The organism is Herbaspirillum sp. SJZ107, from assembly GCF_006715485.1.
GTDB lineage: Bacteria > Pseudomonadota > Gammaproteobacteria > Burkholderiales > Burkholderiaceae_D > Telluria.
Genome location: NZ_VFNH01000001.1, coordinates 570,067 through 588,289 on the forward strand (window position 1 = coordinate 570,067; position 18,223 = coordinate 588,289).

The following is an 18,223-nucleotide window of genomic DNA, read 5'->3' on the forward strand; positions in this document are numbered from 1 at the left end:
TCCGATATGACTGAACAAGCCAAAACCGACGTGCCAACCTTCAAGCCGAAGAAATCGGTGGCCCTGTCCGGCGTCGCCGCCGGCAACACGGCGCTGTGCTCGGTGGGCCGTTCCGGCAACGATTTGCATTACCGCGGCTACGACATCCTGGACGTGGCCGATGCCTGCGAATTCGAGGAAATCGCCTACCTGCTGGTGCACGGCAAGCTGCCCAACGAGGCCGAGCTGCGCGGCTACAAGGCCAAGCTGAAGTCGCTGCGCGGCCTGCCGCAGGCGGTCAAGTCGGCACTGGAAGCGCTGCCGGCCGGCGCCCATCCGATGGACGTGATGCGTACCGGCGTGTCGACCCTCGGCTGCGTGCTGCCCGAAAAGGATGACCACAGCATCGCCGGGGCGCGCGACATCGCCGACCGCCTGATGGCCTCGTTCGGTTCGATGCTGCTGTACTGGTACCACTTCAGCCACAACGGCAAGCGGATCGAGGTTGAGCTAGATGACGATTCGATCGGTGGCCACTTCCTGCACCTGGTGCACGGCTTCAAGCCGCCGGCCGACTGGGTCAGGGCGATGCACACGTCGCTGATCCTGTATGCCGAGCACGAGTTCAACGCCTCGACCTTCACCGCGCGCGTGATCGCCGGCACCGGGTCCGACATCCACTCGGCCATCACCGGCGCCATCGGCGCGCTGCGCGGCCCGAAGCACGGCGGCGCCAACGAAGCCGCGTTCGACATCCAGAAGCGCTACGAGAATGCCGACGAAGCCGAAGCCGACATCCGCAACCGCGTCGCCAACAAGGAAGTCGTGATCGGCTTCGGCCACCCGGTGTACACGATTTCCGATCCGCGCAACAAGGTGATCAAGGAAGTCGCGCGCAACTTGTCGCAGGGCGCCGGTTCGATGAAGATGTTCGATATCGCCGAACGCCTGGAATCGGTGATGTGGGAAGTCAAGAAGATGTTCCCGAACCTGGACTGGTTCTCGGCCGTGTCGTACCACATGATGGGCGTGCCGACGGCGATGTTCACGCCGCTGTTCGTGATCGCGCGGACGTCGGGCTGGTCGGCGCACGTCATCGAGCAGCGCATCGATAACAAGATCATCCGGCCGAGCGCGAATTATGTGGGGCCGGAGGATTTGACGTTCGTGCCGCTGGCGGAGCGGAAGTAAGCTGAGGGATGGAATAGAGACGCATCAGCTTGGGCCCCTGCCTTCGCAGGGGCGACGGTTCGAGCGTTAACAATACGGTCGAGCGTTAACAAGAGAATCAATCATCATGAACAGCAACTACCGCAAACCCCTGCACGGCACCAACCTGCATTACTTCGACGCCCGCGCCGCCGTCGACGAGATCCAGCCCGGCGCCTGGGACAAGCTTCCCTACACGGCGCGCGTCCTGGCCGAAAACCTGGTGCGCCGCTGCGAGCCGCACGCCTTGGTGCCGTCGCTCAAGCAATTAATCGAGCGCAAGCGCGACCTCGACTTCCCCTGGTTCCCGGCGCGCGTGGTGTGCCACGACATCCTCGGCCAGACCGCCCTGGTCGACCTGGCCGGCCTGCGCGATGCCATCGCGCTGCAGGGCGGCGATCCGCGGCTGGTCAATCCGGTGGTGCCGACCCAGCTGGTGGTCGACCATTCGCTGGCGGTCGAGTGCGGCGGCTTCGATCCGGATGCCTTTGCCAAGAACCGCGCCATCGAGGACCGCCGCAACGAAGACCGCTTCGATTTCATCGAGTGGACCAGGAAGGCCTTCCAGAACGTCGACGTGATCCCGCCCGGGAACGGCATCCTGCACCAGATCAACCTGGAGCGCATGAGTCCCGTGGTGCAGGTGCGCGATGGCGTGGCCTTTCCGGACACGCTGGTCGGTACCGATTCGCACACGCCGATGGTCGATGCGCTGGGGGTCATTGCGATCGGCGTCGGCGGCCTGGAAGCCGAGAGTGTCATGCTGGGCCGCGCCTCGTACATGCGCCTGCCGGACATCGTCGGCGTCGAGCTGACCGGCAAGGTCCAGCCGGGCATCAGCGCGACCGACGTCGTGCTGGCCTTGACGGAGTTCCTGCGCACCTCGAAGGTCGTCTCCGCCTACCTGGAGTTCTACGGCGCAGGCGCTGCCAGCCTGACGCTGGGGGACCGTGCCACGATCTCCAACATGGCGCCGGAATACGGCGCCACCGCGGCCATGTTCTCGATCGACGAGCAGACCATCAACTACCTCAAGCTGACCGGCCGCGACGACGAGCTGGTGAAGCTGGTCGAGCTGTATGCGAAGGAGACCGGGCTGTGGTCCGACACGCTGGCGAACGTCGAGTACGAACGCGTGCTGCAGTTCGATCTGTCGACCGTGGTGCGCAACATCGCCGGCCCCTCCAACCCGCACAAGCGCGTGCCGACCTCGGAACTGGCGGCGCGCGGCATCGCCGGCGTCGTGGAAAACGAGCCGGGCCGCATGCCGGACGGCGCCGTGATCATCGCCGCCATCACCAGCTGCACCAACACCAACAACCCGCGCAACATGGTGGCCGCCGGCCTGCTGGCGCGCAACGCCAACAAGGCCGGGCTGCTGCGCAAGCCCTGGGTCAAGTCCTCGCTGGCGCCGGGGTCCAAGGCGGTGGCGCTGTACCTCGAAGAAGCGGGGCTGCTGCCGGAACTGGAACAGCTCGGCTTCGGCATCGTCGCCTTTGCCTGCACCACCTGCAATGGCATGAGCGGGGCTCTCGACCCGGTGATCCAGCAGGAGATCATCGCGCGCGACCTGTACGCGACCGCGGTCCTGTCGGGCAACCGCAACTTCGACGGCCGCATCCACCCGTACGCCAAGCAGGCCTTCCTGGCCTCGCCGGCGCTGGTGGTAGCGTATGCGATCGCCGGCACCATCCGCTTCGACATCGAGAAGGACGTGCTGGGCGTCGACCCGGACGGCACGCCGGTCACGCTGGCCTCGATCTGGCCGAGCGACGAAGAGATCGATGCCGTGGTGGCGCAGTCGGTCAAGCCGCAGCAGTTCCGCAACGTGTACGACGTGATGTTCGCGCGCCAGGAAAGCACCGAGGAAGCGGTGTCGCCGCTGTACGACTGGCGCCCGACGAGTACCTACATCCGCCGTCCGCCGTACTGGGAAGGCGCGCTGGCCGGCGTACGCACCCTGCAGGGCATGCGGCCGCTGGCGGTGCTGGGCGATAACATCACCACCGACCACCTGTCGCCATCGAACGCAATCATGATGGACAGCGCGGCCGGCGAATACCTGCACAAGATGGGCTTGCCGGAAGAAGACTTCAATTCCTACGCGACCCACCGCGGCGACCACCTGACGGCGCAGCGCGCGACCTTCGCCAATCCGACCCTGAAGAACGAGATGGTGCGCGACGACTTCGGCAACGGGCGCGCGGGCGCAGTTCGAGCTGGATCTTTGGCGCGCATCGAGCCGGAAGGCACCGTGACCCGCATGTGGGAAGCGATCGAGACCTACATGGCGCGCAAGCAGCCGCTGATCGTGATCGCCGGCGCCGACTACGGCCAGGGCTCGTCGCGCGACTGGGCGGCCAAGGGCGTGCGCCTGGCGGGGGTGGAAGCGATCGTGGCCGAGGGCTTCGAGCGCATCCACCGGACCAACCTGGTCGGCATGGGCGTGCTGCCGCTCGAATTCCAGCCGGGCGTGACGCGCCTGACGCTGGGGATCGACGGCACCGAGACCTTCGACGTGGTGGGGCAGCGCACGCCGCGCGCGATCCTGAGCCTGGTCATTCACCGCAAGAACGGCGAGACGGTCGAGGTGCCGGTGACCTGCCGCCTGGATACGGCCGAGGAAGTGTCGATCTACGAGGCGGGCGGGGTGCTGCAGCGGTTTGCGCAGGACTTCTTGGCGTCGACCAAGGTGGCTGCTTGATCTTACGTAGCGCCAGTTTGAAGCGATAACATATGAACGTCGCCCCTGCGCAGGCAGGGGTCCAAGTCTTGCGAACCGCCGATATGCGTGCAACTTGGGCCCCTGCCTTCGCAGGGGCGACGTGCGAGGGACAACACTCATGGCACACCCACCCCAAATCAAAATCCCCGCCGTCTACATGCGCGGCGGCACCAGCAAAGGCGTCTTCTTCCGCCTGCAGGACCTTCCGGAACCCGCCCAGGTCCCCGGCGAGGCGCGCGACAGCTTCCTGCTGCGCGTGATCGGCAGCCCCGACCCCTATGCCAAGCAGATCGACGGCATGGGCGGCGCCACCTCCAGCACCAGCAAGACCGTGATCGTCGCGAAGAGCACCCGCCCGGACCACGACGTCGACTACCTGTTCGGCCAGGTCTCGATCGACAAGCCTTTCGTCGACTGGAGCGGCAACTGCGGCAACCTGTCGGCGGCGATCGGTCCCTATGCCATCAGCAACGGCTTCATCGACCCGGCGCGCATCCCGCAGGACGGCATCGTCACGGTGCGCATCTGGCAGGCCAACATCAACAAGACCATCGTCGCCCACGTCCCCGTCACGGGCGGGCAGGTGCAGGAAACCGGCGACTTCGAGCTCGATGGCGTGACCTTCCCGGCGGCCGAGGTCCGCATCGAGTTCATGGACCCGGCGGCAGAGGAAGAGGGCGGCGGCGGCGCCATGTTCCCGACCGGGAACCTGGTCGACGAACTCGAGGTGCCCGGCGTCGGCACCCTGAAAGCCACGATGATCAACGCCGGCATCCCGACCATCTTCGTGAATGCCGCGGACATCGGCTACACCGGCACCGAGCTGCAGGACGCTATCAATAGCGATCCCAAGGCGCTGGCGATGTTCGAGCTGATCCGCGCCTACGGCGCCATGCGCATGGGCCTGATCGAGCATCTGGAGCAGGCCGCGCGGCGCCAGCACACGCCCAAGATCGCCTTCGTCGCGCCCGCGGCCGACTACGTGGCATCGAGCGGCAAGCAGGTCAGGGCGGAAGACGTCGACCTGCTGGTGCGCGCGCTCTCGATGGGCAAGCTGCACCACGCGATGATGGGCACGGCGGCGGTCTCGATCGCTACCGCGGCGGCGATTCCCGGCACCCTGGTCAGCCTGGCCGCGGGCGGGCGTGCGCACGAAGCCGTGCGCTTCGGCCATCCGTCCGGCACTCTGCGCGTGGGCGCCGAGGCGCGCCAGGTCGACGGCGACTGGGCCGTGACCAAGGCCGAGATGAGCCGCAGCGCGCGGGTATTGATGGAAGGCTGGGTACGGGTCCCTGGCGATACGGTTTGATAGCGTCTGCAATGCATCGTTGTCACTTTACATCGCAATGCAACATTTATTTGCTTTTTAGTAAATAATTGCCGCACAGTCGGTTATGATGCATCTCATACAAGAGGGGTTCCGACACTGGGCCTCCAGCATGGAAACCTGGGATGGATCGTGTAACGAGCAAGGCGGCCTTCGTGGCCGAGGCATTGGCGCTGATTGCCGCGCCTGCGTGCGCGTGCGACGCGCAGGGCGTGGTATGGGCCGCCAACCCGGCCATGGCGGAACTCGCCGGCGGACCGCTCGAAGGGCGCTCGCTGGGCGAATTGCTGGACATGGACGCGCTCACGGCGCCGGCCGCGATGGCGATCGCCTCCAGCCAGACCCTGGCGCGTGAAGGGCGCTGGGAAGTCGTGCTGGCCGCCGGCACCGCGCTGCCGGGCCGGGCCCTCGAGGTGCGCGCCAAGCCGCTGCCGGCGGCGTGCGGCGCCGGCGCCACCTTCGTGTTCGGTCCGCCTTCGCGCAGCGGGGCCGACGCCGCCCTGCGCGGCACGGTGCTGCGCCAGGCCACGGTGCTGGAGCATGCGCCGGTCGGCATCGTCGTCACCCTGCCGCACCTGGTCAAGTCCTGCAATCCGCGCATGGCGGCAATGCTCGGCTACAGCGCCGAGGAACTGACCGGCGTCGATCCCGTCAGCGTATTTGCCGCACCCGGCCACTACCAGGCTTTCGTCGACGCGGCGCTGGAGGTGCTGGGTGCCGGCGGCCTGTACGAGGACGAGCTCCAGCTGCGCCACCGCGACGGCGCGCTGCTGTGGTGCCGTATCCGCGCCAAGGCGGTCGACGCGCGCGCGCGCGAGGCCGGCACCGTCTGGATCGTGGAAGACGTCACGGCCGAGCGCCAGGCCCTGACCGAGGTCCAGGCGATCATGACCAATGCCACCGTCGGCATCTTCTTCACGCGCGAACGCGTGATCACCCGCTGCAACGGCTGCTTCGCGGCGATGTTCGGCTACGGCGAGTCGGAAGTGCTGGGCCGGTCGACGCGCCTGATGTACACCGACGAAGACGCCTTCCTGACCCTGGGCCGGCACGCCTACGCGGTGCTGGCGGAAGGCCGCCGGTTCGGCTGCGAGCACACGATGGTGCGCAAGGACGGCACGCCGATGTGGGTCGGCATCATCGGTTATCCGGCCAATGCCGGCGAGCTGGGGCAGGGCACCATGATCTGGATGATCGAGGACCGCAGCGGCCGCAAGCTGGCCGAAGAATCGCTGCGCAACGCGCTGATGGAAAACCAGGCCATCCTCGACAATGCAGTGCTGGGCGTGGCCGTGGTCGAGCACGGCCGTACCCTGCGCTGCAACCCCAAGATGGGCGAGCTGTTCGGCTGCGGCGACGGCGCCATCGCCGGCCAGTGGGTGAGCGAGCTGTATCCCGATGCCCAGGCCTGGGCGGCGGCGCGTGTGCGGGTCGACGCCGACTTCCGCAGCGGGCGCGTGCATACCTCCGAGCACCAGCTGGTGCGGCGCGACGGCAGCCTGTTCTGGGCGCGGCTGTCGGGCCGGCCGTTCGACCTGGCGCAGCCGCAAGGGCGCAGCGTCTGGCTGGTCGACGACGTCACCGCCCAGCACGAAGCGGCGGAGGCGCTGCGCCGCGCGCGCGACGAACTCGAGGTGCGGGTCCAGGAGCGCACCGCCGAGCTGCAGGCCGAGATCGTCGAACGGCGCCAGGCCGAGGCGCGAGTGCACCACATGGCCTACCACGACGCCCTGACCGGGCTGCCCAACCGCGCGCTGCTGGCCGAACGCCTCGACCGCGCACTGCTGGCGGCACGGCGCGACGGACGCCGGCTGGCGCTGATGTTCCTCGACCTCGACCGTTTTAAAACGATCAACGATTCCCTGGGCCACGCCACCGGCGACCATTTGCTGCGCGAAGTCGCGCAGCGCCTGTGCCGCGTGGTGCGCGCCAGCGATACCGTGGCGCGCCTCGGCGGCGACGAGTTCGTGGTGCTGGTGCCGGGCGTGCGCGCGGCCGAGGAATGCACGCTGGTCGGCGACAAGATCATCGACGTGCTGGCCGAGCCGGTGTCCTTCGAGGGCCGCAGCCTGCACATCTCGACCTCGATCGGCATCTGCCTGTATCCGGACGACGGCACCGACGTCGATAGCCTGATGCGCAAGGCCGATGCCGCGATGTACCAGGCCAAGGCGGCCGGCCGCAACAACTACCAGTTCTATTCGGGCTGCATGGATGCCGCCGAGCGCCATTTCGAACTCGAGACCGAGCTGCGCGGCGCCCTCGCGCGCGACGAGTTCGCGCTGCTGTTCCAGCCCATCGTCGCCGTCGCCGACCGTGCGCCGCAGGCGCTGGAAGTGCTGCTGCGCTGGCGCCATCCGCAGCGCGGCCTGGTCGCCCCCGGCGAATTCATCCCGATCCTCGAGGAAAACGGCGCCATCGTGGCGGTCGGCGAGTGGGTGATCCGGCGCGCCTGCGAACAGGCGGTGGCCTGGCAGCGCGCCGGCCGGCGTCCGCTGCCGCTGGCGATCAACCTGTCGGCGCGCCAGTTCATGCACCGCGGCCTGGTCGACTCGATCCGCGCCATCGTCGAGGAGACCGGGATCGACCCCGGCCTGCTCGAATTCGAGATCACCGAAACCGCGCTGATGCAGCATTGCGGCCAGACGCTGGAAACGCTGGGCCAGATCTCCCGCATCGGCATCCGCCTGTCGATCGACGATTTCGGCACCGGCTATTCGAGCCTGGCTTACCTGAAGCGCTTCCCGGTCCGCAAGATCAAGATCGACCGCGCCTTCGTGCGCGAGCTCGAGACCAGCAGCGAAGACCAGGCCATCGTCGCCGCCATCATGGCGCTGGCCGGCAGCCTGCAGATGGCGGTGGTGGCGGAAGGCGTGGAGACCGAAGGCCAGCTGGCGCTGCTGCAGGGCAGCGGCTGCCAGTATGCGCAGGGTTACCTGTTTGCGCGGCCGGCCGGCCATGCCGAGGTGGCCGCGCTGCTGGGGCCGGGAACTAAGCCAGCGTAGCGATCACCGGCGTGTGGTCGGACGGCTGTTCCCACTTGCGCGGCTCGCGGTCGATGACGCATGCCGTGCAGCGCTGCGCCAGCGGCGCCGACAGCAGGATATGGTCGATGCGCAGGCCGCGGTTGCGGCGGAACGCCATCTGGCGGTAATCCCACCAGCTGTACTGCTTGTCCGGCTGGTCGAACAGGCGGAAGGCATCGGTCAGGCCCAGGCCGTTCAGGGCCAGCAGCGCCTCGCGTTCGGCGGGCGAGCAGTGGATCTGGCCGGCCCAGGCTTCGGGGTCGTGCACGTCGCGGTCTTCCGGGGCGATGTTGTAGTCGCCCAGGATCGCGAACTGCGGGTGCGCCGCCATTTCTTCGCGCACCCACTCGCGCAGCGCGGCCAGCCATCCCATCTTGTACTCGTACTTGTCGGAGCCCACCGCCTGGCCGTTCGGCACGTAGGCGCAGATGAAGCGCACGCCCTCGATGGTGGCGGCGATCAGGCGCTGCTGCTCGTCCGCATAATGCGGGTTGTTGCGCACCACGTCGGCGATCGGGTGGCGCGACAGGATGGCGACGCCGTTATAGGTCTTCTGGCCGCTGAACACGACCTGGTAGCCGGCGGCGTTGATCTCGGCGACCGGAAATTTGTCGTCGGTGAGCTTGGTCTCCTGGATGCACAGCACATCGACAGGGGAGGTGGAAAGCCACTGCAGCAGGTGCGGCAGGCGTACCTTCAGCGAATTGACGTTCCAAGTTGCGATCTTCATATTGATAAACCTGTTATTTCACACCAGACTGTCCGGCGTAAGTTTGCGCAGTATCAATGTTTGAATCAAAACCCGCAACGGTTGCTAGCTTTCAACATGTTTCAGCACAATTGGGTTTATTTGCGCTGAGTGCAACACAAATATCGTAAAATCATTGTTCGGTAAATAAAGATTATAGACCGTACTGGCAAGCTCGGCCGAAGTGTGTCAAGATGTAACAATCGCTGTAAGGGGAGAGATGCTTACGTATCGTCTTCCCTTTGAAGAAAAAATTGCAGTACATCAACTAGCAGTGTGGTATTGTTATATTTCTTCGTAGCCAAGTATTCATGAGCGATTCATTGCTTTGAAATTGGTGCCTTGGCCGGGTGCCGAGCGGCCGAGGCAAAGTGTGTAACGATCGCGGATCCAGCAGGCATGGATTTGCACAGAGCTTTAATAAAGGACAGTAATGCGCCAAGCATTTGAAGCATGGGCCCAACGCGATGGCCACATCGTCCGGCGCCGTGAGGATAAGCCGGAAGAGTATCTGGTGTATGAAACCCAGCGCCGCTGGCTGATCTGGCAGGCCGCCCTGGCCCATGGCCAGAAGGCCGCCGAGGCTGCGCAGAAGCCTGCACAGGCCGAAGCCCAGCCGCAGAAGATGCTGGCCGACGAAGCCGCCGTGCGCAATCGCGTGCTCAACGAGGTGCTCGACGCCTTCAGCGAGCTCGACGACAACGCCGGTGTCGAAGGCATCGTCAAGGTCATCCAGAACCTCAAGAAAAAAGCGCGCGCCCAGGCCGAAGAAAAGGTCTGAGGCGGATGACGGGGCCGAACCGCTATCGCCACTACAAGGGTGGCGTGTACGAGCTGGTCAGCGAGGCCACGCTCGAGGCGGACCTCACACCCGTCATTGTCTACCGCGGCGAAGACGGCAGGACCTGGGTGCGCCCAAGTGCTGCCTTCTTCGAACAGGTCGAGGTGGACGGTGTGCGCATGCCGCGTTTTGCCGCCATCCCGCCCTGAATCGCCTTCTGCATTCCCTCATGTTCAGCCCCAACCTGCCGTAAACTGGCAGGTATTCGTCCCGGGTCGAACCATGTCCATTTTCCGTTTCCGCATTGCGTGTGCACTGGCGCTGGCGGCCGCCACGGCCGGCTGCGTGGTGGCAGGCGCCGACGCGCCGTCGCAGCAGCTCGAAGTCCATACCATCCTCGGCCACCGCGAAGTCGTCGGCGTCGGCTGCGTGCTGTCCAACAGCGCGGGGCGCTGGTTCGTGGTGGCGCCGGGCCGCGTCACCGTCGAGCGCACCCGCGATCCCCTGACCATCGATTGCGCGCGCGAGGGCGTCGGCAGCGCGCGCGAGCAGGCGGCATCGCATAACGCGGGATTGTTTGATACCGACAAGTTGATCGGCAATGTCGTGATCACGGCCGGGATGGAGGGTTACATCAACCGCCAGGCGGGGGAGGGGGTGGCGTATCCGTCGACGCTCACCATCCTCCTGCGGGCAGCCGGTGGACGGCCGGGCGATCCGGATGCGGCGCCGGTGCCGGGCGACGTGGTTTTCTAGCCTTCCCATGAACGTCGCCCCTGCAAAGGCAGGGGCCCAAGTTGCACGAGCCGTCGAAGCGCTCATAACTTGGGCCCCTGCCTGCGCAGGGGCGACGGTTTTCAGGCTGGTGGAACCAGCCTTCGCTTACACGCGGTTCAGCAGGAAGGTCGTCAGCAGCGGCACCGGACGGCCGGTCGCGCCTTTTGCCGCGCCGCTCTTCCAGGCGGTGCCCGCGATGTCCAGGTGGGCCCAGGTGTAGTTGCGGGTGAAGTTTTCCAGGAAGGCCGCTGCGGTGCAGGAGGCGCCGCCCGGGCTGCCGATGTTGGCCAGGTCGGCGAAGTTCGACTTCAGCTGCTCGTTGTAGTTCTCGCCGATCGGCAGGCGCCAGGCGGTATCGCCGGTCTGGGCGCCGGCGTCCATCAGCTCGTCTGCCAGCGCGTTGTGGATGTCGTCATGGCGGGTGAACAGGCCCGAGTTGTGGTGGCCCAGGGCGACGATGCAGGCGCCGGTCAGCGTCGCGATGTCGACCACGGCGGCCGGCTTGAAGCGCTCGGCGTAGGTCAGGGCGTCGGCCAGCACCAGGCGGCCTTCGGCGTCGGTATTCAGGATCTCGATGGTGGTGCCGTTCATCGCGGTGACGATGTCGCCCGGCTTGGTGGCGCGGCCCGACGGCATGTTCTCGCAGGCGGCCACGATGCCGATCACGTTCAGCTTGATGTTCATCTCGCCGATCGCGCGGAAGGTGCCCAGTACCGAGCCGGCGCCGCACATGTCGTACTTCATTTCATCCATGCCCGGACCCGGCTTCAGCGAGATGCCGCCGGTGTCGAAGGTGATGCCCTTGCCCACCAGGACGGTCGGCGCGTCCTTCGGCTTGCCGCCCATGTGCTTGAGGACGATGAACTTCGGCGGCTCTTCGCTGCCGCGGGTGACGGACAGGAAGCTGCCCATCTTCAGCGCTTCGAGCTGCTTGCGGTCCAGGATCTCGACGTCGAAGCCGTAGTCCTCGGCCAGCTTGCGTGCGGTGTTGGCCAGGTAGGTCGGGGTGCAGACGTTCGGCGACAGGTTGCCCAGTTCCTTGGTCAGGTTCATGCCGTTGGCGATCGCGATCGACTGCGCCAGTACGGCCTTCAGCTGCGGGGTGGCAGCCGGCACGGCCAGCGCCAGCTTGCGCACGCCGGTAATGGCCGGATCTTTTTTACTCTTTTGCGCGTCGCTGCGGAATTCGGATTCGTTGGCGACGACGACGATGCTGCGCACCGCCCAGTTCAGGTCGCGGCCTTTCACATTCTCGAACGGGAATGCGATAATGGCATCCTGTGCGCCCAGCGAGGCGAAGGCTTTCAGCATCGCGGTGACGGCGCTGCCGAAGCTCTTCTCGCTGATCGCCTCGTCGGCACCGACGCCCACCAGCAGCACGCGGCCTGCCGTCATGCCGGCCACGCCGCGCAGCAGCAGGGTCGAACCGGGCTTGCCGGAGATATCGCCCGACTTGACGGCGGCCGAGATGGCGCCGTTCAGATCGAGGGCCTTCGCTGCCTCCGACAGTTTCTTGTTCTCGAATACCGCCACGGCGATGCAGCCCGACTTGGCCGCGCCCAGCGTGTTTTTGGTGTCGAATGCTTTTATGCTAAAGTCCATTTGATTCTCCGTTTCGTATTTTCGGCCGTGCTTGCGACGGACACTGCACTGCTCAGTGACTGCTCAGTTCCAAATTAACCTGCAATTATAACCATCGAATGATTTTCCGACGCGCCCTACAGCGTGAATTGGCCAGCGTGGCCGGCGCGACCTTCACGGTCCTGTTTTCGATCCTCGTCACCTGGACCTTGATCACCATCCTGGGCCGGGCCGCGGGCGGCAAGGTCGATTCGGGCGACGTGCTGGCCCTGATCGGCCTGGCGGTGGTGAATTATCAGCCAACCATCCTGATTCTCACCAGCTTTATTTCCGTCCTGGTGGTCATCACCCGCAGCTACCGCGATTCCGAAATGGTGGTCTGGTTCGCCTCCGGCCAGTCGCTCGCGCGCTGGATCGTGCCGGTGCTCACCTTCGGCTTGCCGATCGTGGCCGTGGTGGCGGCCCTGTCCTTCGTCGTGATCCCCTGGGCCCAGCTCAAGAGCAGCGAATTCAGCCAGCGCTTTGAAAAGCGCGAAGACCTGCAGCGCGTCGCGCCCGGCCAGTTCCGCGAATCGGCCGGTGCCAACCGCGTGTTCTTCGTCGAGAGCACCGGCGGGCGCGCTTCGCCGGTGGTCCAGAACGTCTTCGTCAACACGGTCGAGAAGGGCCTGACCACCACCGTGGTCGCCAAGGAAGGCGTGATCGAGCCGGACGGCAAGGGCGGACAGTACCTGGTGCTCAAGAACGGCCGCCGCTATTCGGGCACGCCGGGCCGGGCCGACTTCCAGTCGATGGAATTCGAGCGTTACCGCATGCGCGTGGCGACCCAGGTGCCGGTGCTGGGCGACGTGAAGGTCGGCGGCCTGTCCACGCCGGCGCTGCTGGCACTGCCGCCCAACCCCTACACCCGCGCCGAACTCCAGTACCGCATGACCGCACCCATCATGTGCGTGGTGCTGATGCTGCTGGCGATTCCGCTCGGCTTCGTCAACCCGCGTGCCGGCGCCTCGACCAACCTGATCCTGGCGCTGCTGATCTTCTTTACCTACCTGAACCTGACCAAGGCTGCCGAGAAGGCCGTCGAGCAGGGCAGGCTGGCCTTCGCCACCGGCTGGTGGCCGCTGCACCTGCTGGTGGTGCTGGCGGCGGTCGTCCTGTTCGCCTGGCGCATGAACGTCAACCACCGCCTGCATCCGATGGTGGTCCTGAATGCCTTGCGCCGCCGGCGCCTGCTGCAAAGCGCGTCCGTCAAGGGAGGCGCCCAATGAAGATCCTGCAACGCTATTTTCTGGTGAATATCAGCCAGGCGGTGGCCTTCGTGCTGGTCGCCCTGCTGGCGCTGATCGCTTTCATGGACCTGACCCAGGAATTGCCCGACGTCGGCAAGGGCGGCTACATGATGCAGCATGCGCTGCTGTACGTGCTGATGCAGGTACCGGGCAACATGTACCGCGTGATGCCGGTGGCGGCCATCCTCGGCACCATCTACACGATGGCGCAGTTCGCGCAAAGCTCGGAATTCACCATCATGCGCGCATCATCGATGTCGACGCGGATGGCGGCCGCCATGCTGTTCAAGATCGGCCTGGTGTTCGTGGTCATCACCTTCATCTTCGGGGAAGTGATCACGCCGCGTACCGCGCCGCTGGCCGAGCGCATCCGCCTGTCGGCCAAGGGCGCCACCGTGTCGTCCGAATTCCGCTCCGGCATGTGGACCAAGGACACCGTCCACGCCGACGGCGCGCGCGGCCCGGTCACCGGCTCGCGCTTCTTCAACGCGCGCCAGATCCGTCCGGACGGCCAGCTGGTCGACGTGCGCCTGTACGAATTCGACAGCAGCATGCGCATGCGCGCGCTGATCACGGCGGCCAGCGCCACCTTCAGCGGCAACGGCATCTGGCGCCTGCAGGACGTCACCGAAACCCAGTTCACCAACAGCCGCACGCTGCCGGCACCGGGTTCCGCGGCGGCCAGCGGCGAGTCGATCCAGTCGCGCTTCGGCCAGGACACGGCCCGGGTCGAGACGCGCAAGCTGGCCACGCTCGACCTGGCCTCCGAGATCACGCCCAAGATCCTGTCGGTGTCGCGTTCCGACCCCGAGCGCATGTCGGCCAACGAACTGGCCGTGTACACGCGCCACCTGGCCGAAAACCGCCAGGAGACCGAGCGCTTCAAGATCGCGTTCTGGAAGAAGCTGGTCGACCCGCTGTCGATCTTCGTCCTGATGGCGCTGGCGCTGCCCTTCGGCTACCTGCAATCGCGCAGCGGCGGCGTCAGCCTCAAGATTTTCGTCGGCATCATGATCGGCGTAAGCTTCCTGTTGATTAATTCGCTGTTCTCGCACATCGGCATCCTGTCCACGTGGCCGGCATTCCTGACGGCGGTGGCACCGAGCCTGTTGTTCCTGGCGCTGGCGCTCGGCGGCCTGCGCTGGGTGGAGAGACATTGATGACACGTGCACTCGTACTGTTTGCCCACGGCGCCCGCGCCGCTTCCTGGGCTGTCCCGTTCCAGCGCCTGCGCGAACTGACAGCGCAGCAGCGCCCCGACTGCAAGGTCACGCTGGCCTTCCTGGAGCTGATGACCCCCACCTTGCCGGACGAGGTGGCGGCGCTGGTCGCGGATGGCGTGCGCGACATCGCCGTGGTGCCGGTGTTCCTGGGGCAGGGAGGCCATCTTCTGCGCGACCTGCCGCAGCTGATGGACGGCTTGCGCGCCACCTATCCGGAAGTGAGCTTCTCGACCGTGCCTGCGGTGGGCGAAGACCCGGACGTGCTGGCCGCGATGGCCGCGTATTGCGCCGCGGCGCTGCCCTGAACCCGGCGGCCTGATGGTATCCGGTTCATTATCTGTATTGTTTGCGAAGTAATTTTTTTCATTAACTCCGTTGTCGCGGAATTAATCGAACGTTGGTTTTTGGCGTAAGCGCAGGTACGAAAATAATTTCCTCATTGCATTTAGATTTGCCTTGAGGAATTATGTTGCTCATCTATCCTGTGCTTGAGTACCACACGCCATGACTACCCCCGCCACCCTCATCAACGTCCGCCCGGGCTACGCCAGCACCACCTGGAACTATGCCGGGGCCACGCCGGCCGGCGCCTCGCCGGTCGCCGCCGTCGCCTTCGACGCATCCAGCAGCCTCGGCCAGGCTGCCTCGCGCGGCGACCTGCAATTCAGCCTGGATGCCGGCAAGACCTGGAGCAACTACGCGCTGCCGGTCGACGGCAAGGGCGCCTACGTCGCGGCCAGCGGCGCCCTCGGCGCCACCCTGTGGCGCTTCCAGGACCGCCAGCCGGGCGACTCGGTCACGCCGGACAGCTTCAACGTCCATTACCGCCTGGCCGACGGCAGCATCGCCACCTTCGAAAACACGGTGGTGGTCGACAACCAGCCGGTCGGGCTGACCGGCAGCTACGACATCCTGTTCACGACCATGCAGGCCGGCGACGTGGCCGACGTGCTGCTCCCGGTCGACACCGGTGCGCTCACCGGCGGCCGCTGGGTGATCGACAGCCAGTCGCAGCCGGGCCTGTTCGCGGTCGCCTACGACCGCGCGGTCGATACCAGCGGCCGGCTGGTGATCGCCAATGCGGCGCTGCTGCCGGCCAGCGGCGGCGCGGCCTCGGCCACCCTCCATTACTACGACCGCTACCAGGTCGACGCGGGCGGCAACCCGCTGCCCAACACCGGCGTGACGCGCACGCTCACCTACACGGTCGAAGACGGCAGCACGCGCGACCTGGCCGGCTTCGCCAACGAAGCCAGACTCGGTGCCGGCAGCGATGCCCCGGGCGCCAGCCCGTCGGTGGCGACGCTGTCCACCGGCGGCTTCGTCACGGTCTGGCAGGGGCCGGACGCCGCTCTGTGGGCGCAGACGCGCGATGCCGCCGGCAATGCGCTCGGCGCCAACTTCGCTCTGACCCCGAATGGCGGTGCCGCCGAAGGGCAGCCGGCGGTGAGCGCTTTGGCGGGTGGCCGCTTCGTGGTGGCCTATACGCTGCACGATGGCGGCGCCAACAAGATCGCCTACCGCGTGGTGGAGGCGGGCGGCAGCGCCGGCGCCGAGCACGTGGTGGATGGCGGCGCGGCCGGGGATGCCTCGATGCCGGCGGTGGCGACGCTGGCGGACGGCTCGTTCGCGGTCGCCTGGCGCAGCGGCGGCACGGTGCACGTGCAGCAGGCCGCCGCCGACGGCAGCGCCATCGGCGCGGTGCACGACGCCGGCGCGCTGGGGTCGGCATACAGCCCGGACCTCGTGGCCCTGAAGGAGGGCGGCTACGTGCTGGCGTGGGGCGAGATCAACGACGGCAACGTGTACGCGTCGATCAACGGCGGTACGCCCATCGTGGCCAGCGGCGACGGCTACGCGGCCAGCATCATGACCGCGGCCCCGCTGCCGCACGTGACGGCGCTGGCCGGCGGCGGCTTCGTGGTGGCCTGGGACAGCTACATGAACGATCCGCACGGCTTTTCGATCAGCGACATCTATTTCCAGCGCTTCGACGGCGCCGGCCATGCGCTGGGCGAGCTGACCCAGGCCAACGTCGACGCCGGCGGCGGGCGCTACGACGCCGCGGTTGCCGCGCTGTCGGACGGCGGCTTCGTGGTCACCTGGCAGGGCAGCGACGATGCCGGCAACGGCATCTTCGGGCGCCGCTTCGGTGCCGACGGCAGCGCGCTCGACCCGCACGAGTTCGCGGTCAGCCAGCACCGCGCCGGCGACCAGGCAGGGGCCGACGTCAGCGCACTGGCGGGCGGCGGTTTCGTGACCGCCTGGGTCGACACCGCGGCCGGCGGCAGCGTCGGCGTCGAGATGCGCGTGCTGCAGGGGCAGGTTGCGGATGGCAGTGCCGCCCACCTCAGTACCACGCTGTCGTCGGCGGCCTTGGGCACGTCGCCGCTGCCGGCGATCGTCGGTAACACCGGCAACGATGCCATGGGCGTGCCGGCGGGCGCGGTGGTACTGGATGGCGGCGCCGGCCTCGACACCGCCGTCTACAGCGGCGCGCGCGCCAGCTTCACGGTGGCGCACGAGGGCAGCGGCTTCTCGGTCACCGACGCCAAGGGCGACCACGCGACGCTGCAGAACATCGAGCGCGTGCAGTTCGGCGACGGCATGGTCGCGCTCGACATCGACGGCACCGCCGGCCAGGCCTACCGCCTGTACCAGGCTGCCTTCGACCGCACCCCGGACAAGGTCGGCCTCGGCTTCTGGATCGACGTACTGGACCATGGTGCGCCCCTGCAGGACGCGGCGCGCGACTTCGTCGGCAGCCAGGAATTCAAGGACCTGTACGGCGCCAACCTCAGCGACGCCCAATTCGTCGACGCGCTGTACCAGAACGTGCTGCACCGGCCGGCGGAAGGGGCGGGCTTCGATTTCTGGATGTCGTCGCTGCAGATCGTGTCGCGCGCGGAGGTGCTGGTGAATTTCAGCGAGAGCGCGGAAAACCAGGCGCAGGTGGTGGGCAGTATCCAGAACGGGATCGATTACGTTCACTGGGCGGGTTGAGCGCGGTGTCGGCGCACTCTTTGCGCCGCGTCATGGTCCCCATCCCGTTTCCGGCATGGACAGGGTTGGCATCCCCGCCGACACTCCCCGGTGGCCCCTTACGCCCCGAATCTCTGCCCGCAACCCATGCCCAAACCTCTTGCGCAACTGCTTGCCACCTTCCGTAAAGCGCTGCCGCGCCCGCTGGTCGAGATCCTGTGCGCGCGCCGCCTCGACCGCATGGCGCTGCGCCTGCTACGCATGCGCGCGCGCATCGACGCCATGTCGCGCCACATGTGCAGCGGTGCCCTCGATGGACCGCTGCTGCGCATCGCCTCCGATGCCGACGGCAGCCTGCGCCGCATGCTGGCCGGCTTGCGCGACGAGGTCGCCACCATGCGGCGCGACCTGGCGATCTGGCACATGCGGGAATGCGGCGGCCGCACCGGCACGCGGCTGGCGGCGGCATTGGCGCGGCTGAACGGGATCGCGCTGGATACAGGGGCGGCGGCTTTGCGTTTGCAGCAGGAGCTGGACGAGCATGACCGCTTGCGGCGCGAGGGTGTGCGTTAGATT

Annotated in this window: 14 protein-coding genes; 12 read left to right on the forward strand and 2 right to left on the reverse strand. The window is 66.7% G+C overall.

Features of this window, described 5'->3' with window-relative positions; all coding sequences use genetic code 11:
* Positions 1-6: 6 nt before the first annotated feature.
* From prpC to FBX97_RS02570, 4 genes are all read left to right on the forward strand, one after another.
* Entirely contained in the window at positions 7-1,170 is a 1,164-nt protein-coding gene (gene prpC / locus FBX97_RS02555; RefSeq protein WP_141828675.1) for a 2-methylcitrate synthase, read from the forward strand.
* A 106-nt stretch (positions 1,171-1,276) separates the two neighbouring features.
* Entirely contained in the window at positions 1,277-3,892 is a 2,616-nt protein-coding gene (gene acnD, locus FBX97_RS02560; RefSeq protein ID WP_141828676.1) for a Fe/S-dependent 2-methylisocitrate dehydratase AcnD, read from the forward strand.
* Positions 3,893-4,031: 139 nt separating this feature from the next.
* The gene (gene prpF, locus FBX97_RS02565) at positions 4,032-5,222 is read left to right on the forward strand and encodes a 2-methylaconitate cis-trans isomerase PrpF (RefSeq protein WP_141828677.1); all 1,191 of its coding nucleotides are present in this window, start codon (positions 4,032-4,034) and stop codon (positions 5,220-5,222) included.
* A 143-nt stretch (positions 5,223-5,365) separates the two neighbouring features.
* On the forward strand, positions 5,366-8,245 hold the full coding sequence (locus FBX97_RS02570; RefSeq protein WP_185748446.1) for an EAL domain-containing protein: 2,880 nt from the start codon (positions 5,366-5,368) through the stop codon (positions 8,243-8,245).
* Here the strand turns inward: FBX97_RS02570 and xth are convergent.
* Positions 8,232-8,996, reverse strand: a complete 765-nt coding sequence (xth, locus tag FBX97_RS02575; RefSeq protein ID WP_141828678.1) for an exodeoxyribonuclease III — start codon at positions 8,994-8,996, stop codon at positions 8,232-8,234. The genes FBX97_RS02570 and xth overlap by 14 nt on opposite strands.
* 451 nt (positions 8,997-9,447) lie before the next feature.
* Here xth and FBX97_RS02580 point away from each other — a divergent pair, with 451 nt between their 5' ends.
* The 3 genes from FBX97_RS02580 to FBX97_RS02590 all read left to right on the forward strand — a co-directional run bounded on the left by FBX97_RS02580 (position 9,448) and on the right by FBX97_RS02590 (position 10,551).
* A complete protein-coding gene (locus FBX97_RS02580) occupies positions 9,448-9,795 on the forward strand; it encodes a hypothetical protein (RefSeq protein WP_141828679.1) in 348 nt (115 codons plus the stop codon).
* A gap of 5 nt (positions 9,796-9,800) precedes the next feature.
* Positions 9,801-10,004, forward strand: a complete 204-nt coding sequence (locus tag FBX97_RS02585; protein WP_141828680.1) for a DUF1653 domain-containing protein — start codon at positions 9,801-9,803, stop codon at positions 10,002-10,004.
* A 73-nt stretch (positions 10,005-10,077) separates the two neighbouring features.
* A complete protein-coding gene (locus tag FBX97_RS02590) occupies positions 10,078-10,551 on the forward strand; it encodes a hypothetical protein (protein ID WP_141828681.1) in 474 nt (157 codons plus the stop codon).
* Between the two features lie 126 nt (positions 10,552-10,677).
* On the opposite strand, the gene FBX97_RS02595 is transcribed toward FBX97_RS02590, so the two are convergent.
* The gene (locus FBX97_RS02595; RefSeq protein ID WP_141828682.1) at positions 10,678-12,174 is read right to left on the reverse strand and encodes a leucyl aminopeptidase; all 1,497 of its coding nucleotides are present in this window, start codon (positions 12,172-12,174) and stop codon (positions 10,678-10,680) included.
* Between the two features lie 98 nt (positions 12,175-12,272).
* Here FBX97_RS02595 and lptF point away from each other — a divergent pair, with 98 nt between their 5' ends.
* From lptF to FBX97_RS02620, 5 genes are all read left to right on the forward strand, one after another.
* Positions 12,273-13,421: an LPS export ABC transporter permease LptF gene (gene lptF / locus FBX97_RS02600; RefSeq protein ID WP_141828683.1), complete on the forward strand. Its 1,149-nt coding sequence runs from the start codon at positions 12,273-12,275 to the stop codon at positions 13,419-13,421.
* Positions 13,418-14,602, forward strand: coding sequence for an LPS export ABC transporter permease LptG (gene lptG / locus FBX97_RS02605; protein WP_141828684.1), 1,185 nt, complete (start codon positions 13,418-13,420; stop codon positions 14,600-14,602). The genes lptF and lptG overlap by 4 nt, the downstream gene beginning before the upstream one ends.
* Positions 14,602-14,970 carry a sirohydrochlorin chelatase gene (locus FBX97_RS02610; protein ID WP_141828685.1) on the forward strand — a complete coding sequence of 123 codons (369 nt, stop codon included), beginning with the start codon at positions 14,602-14,604 and terminating at the stop codon, positions 14,968-14,970. The genes lptG and FBX97_RS02610 overlap by 1 nt, the downstream gene beginning before the upstream one ends.
* 199 nt (positions 14,971-15,169) lie before the next feature.
* Positions 15,170-17,668, forward strand: a complete 2,499-nt coding sequence (locus FBX97_RS02615; protein ID WP_141828686.1) for a DUF4214 domain-containing protein — start codon at positions 15,170-15,172, stop codon at positions 17,666-17,668.
* Positions 17,669-17,794: 126 nt separating this feature from the next.
* Complete coding sequence (locus FBX97_RS02620; RefSeq protein WP_141828687.1) at positions 17,795-18,220, forward strand: hypothetical protein; 426 nt, start codon at positions 17,795-17,797, stop codon at positions 18,218-18,220.
* Positions 18,221-18,223 lie beyond the last annotated feature (3 nt).

Coding starts and splice junctions, on each gene's coding strand:
- prpC (WP_141828675.1), top strand. CDS start 7: ATGACTGAACAAGCCAAAACCGACGTGCCAACCTTCAAGCCGAAGAAA.
- acnD (WP_141828676.1), top strand. CDS start 1,277: ATGAACAGCAACTACCGCAAACCCCTGCACGGCACCAACCTGCATTAC.
- prpF (WP_141828677.1), top strand. CDS start 4,032: ATGGCACACCCACCCCAAATCAAAATCCCCGCCGTCTACATGCGCGGC.
- FBX97_RS02570 (WP_185748446.1), top strand. CDS start 5,366: ATGGATCGTGTAACGAGCAAGGCGGCCTTCGTGGCCGAGGCATTGGCG.
- xth (WP_141828678.1), bottom strand. CDS start 8,996: ATGAAGATCGCAACTTGGAACGTCAATTCGCTGAAGGTACGCCTGCCG.
- FBX97_RS02580 (WP_141828679.1), top strand. CDS start 9,448: ATGCGCCAAGCATTTGAAGCATGGGCCCAACGCGATGGCCACATCGTC.
- FBX97_RS02585 (WP_141828680.1), top strand. CDS start 9,801: ATGACGGGGCCGAACCGCTATCGCCACTACAAGGGTGGCGTGTACGAG.
- FBX97_RS02590 (WP_141828681.1), top strand. CDS start 10,078: ATGTCCATTTTCCGTTTCCGCATTGCGTGTGCACTGGCGCTGGCGGCC.
- FBX97_RS02595 (WP_141828682.1), bottom strand. CDS start 12,174: ATGGACTTTAGCATAAAAGCATTCGACACCAAAAACACGCTGGGCGCG.
- lptF (WP_141828683.1), top strand. CDS start 12,273: ATGATTTTCCGACGCGCCCTACAGCGTGAATTGGCCAGCGTGGCCGGC.
- lptG (WP_141828684.1), top strand. CDS start 13,418: ATGAAGATCCTGCAACGCTATTTTCTGGTGAATATCAGCCAGGCGGTG.
- FBX97_RS02610 (WP_141828685.1), top strand. CDS start 14,602: ATGACACGTGCACTCGTACTGTTTGCCCACGGCGCCCGCGCCGCTTCC.
- FBX97_RS02615 (WP_141828686.1), top strand. CDS start 15,170: ATGACTACCCCCGCCACCCTCATCAACGTCCGCCCGGGCTACGCCAGC.
- FBX97_RS02620 (WP_141828687.1), top strand. CDS start 17,795: ATGCCCAAACCTCTTGCGCAACTGCTTGCCACCTTCCGTAAAGCGCTG.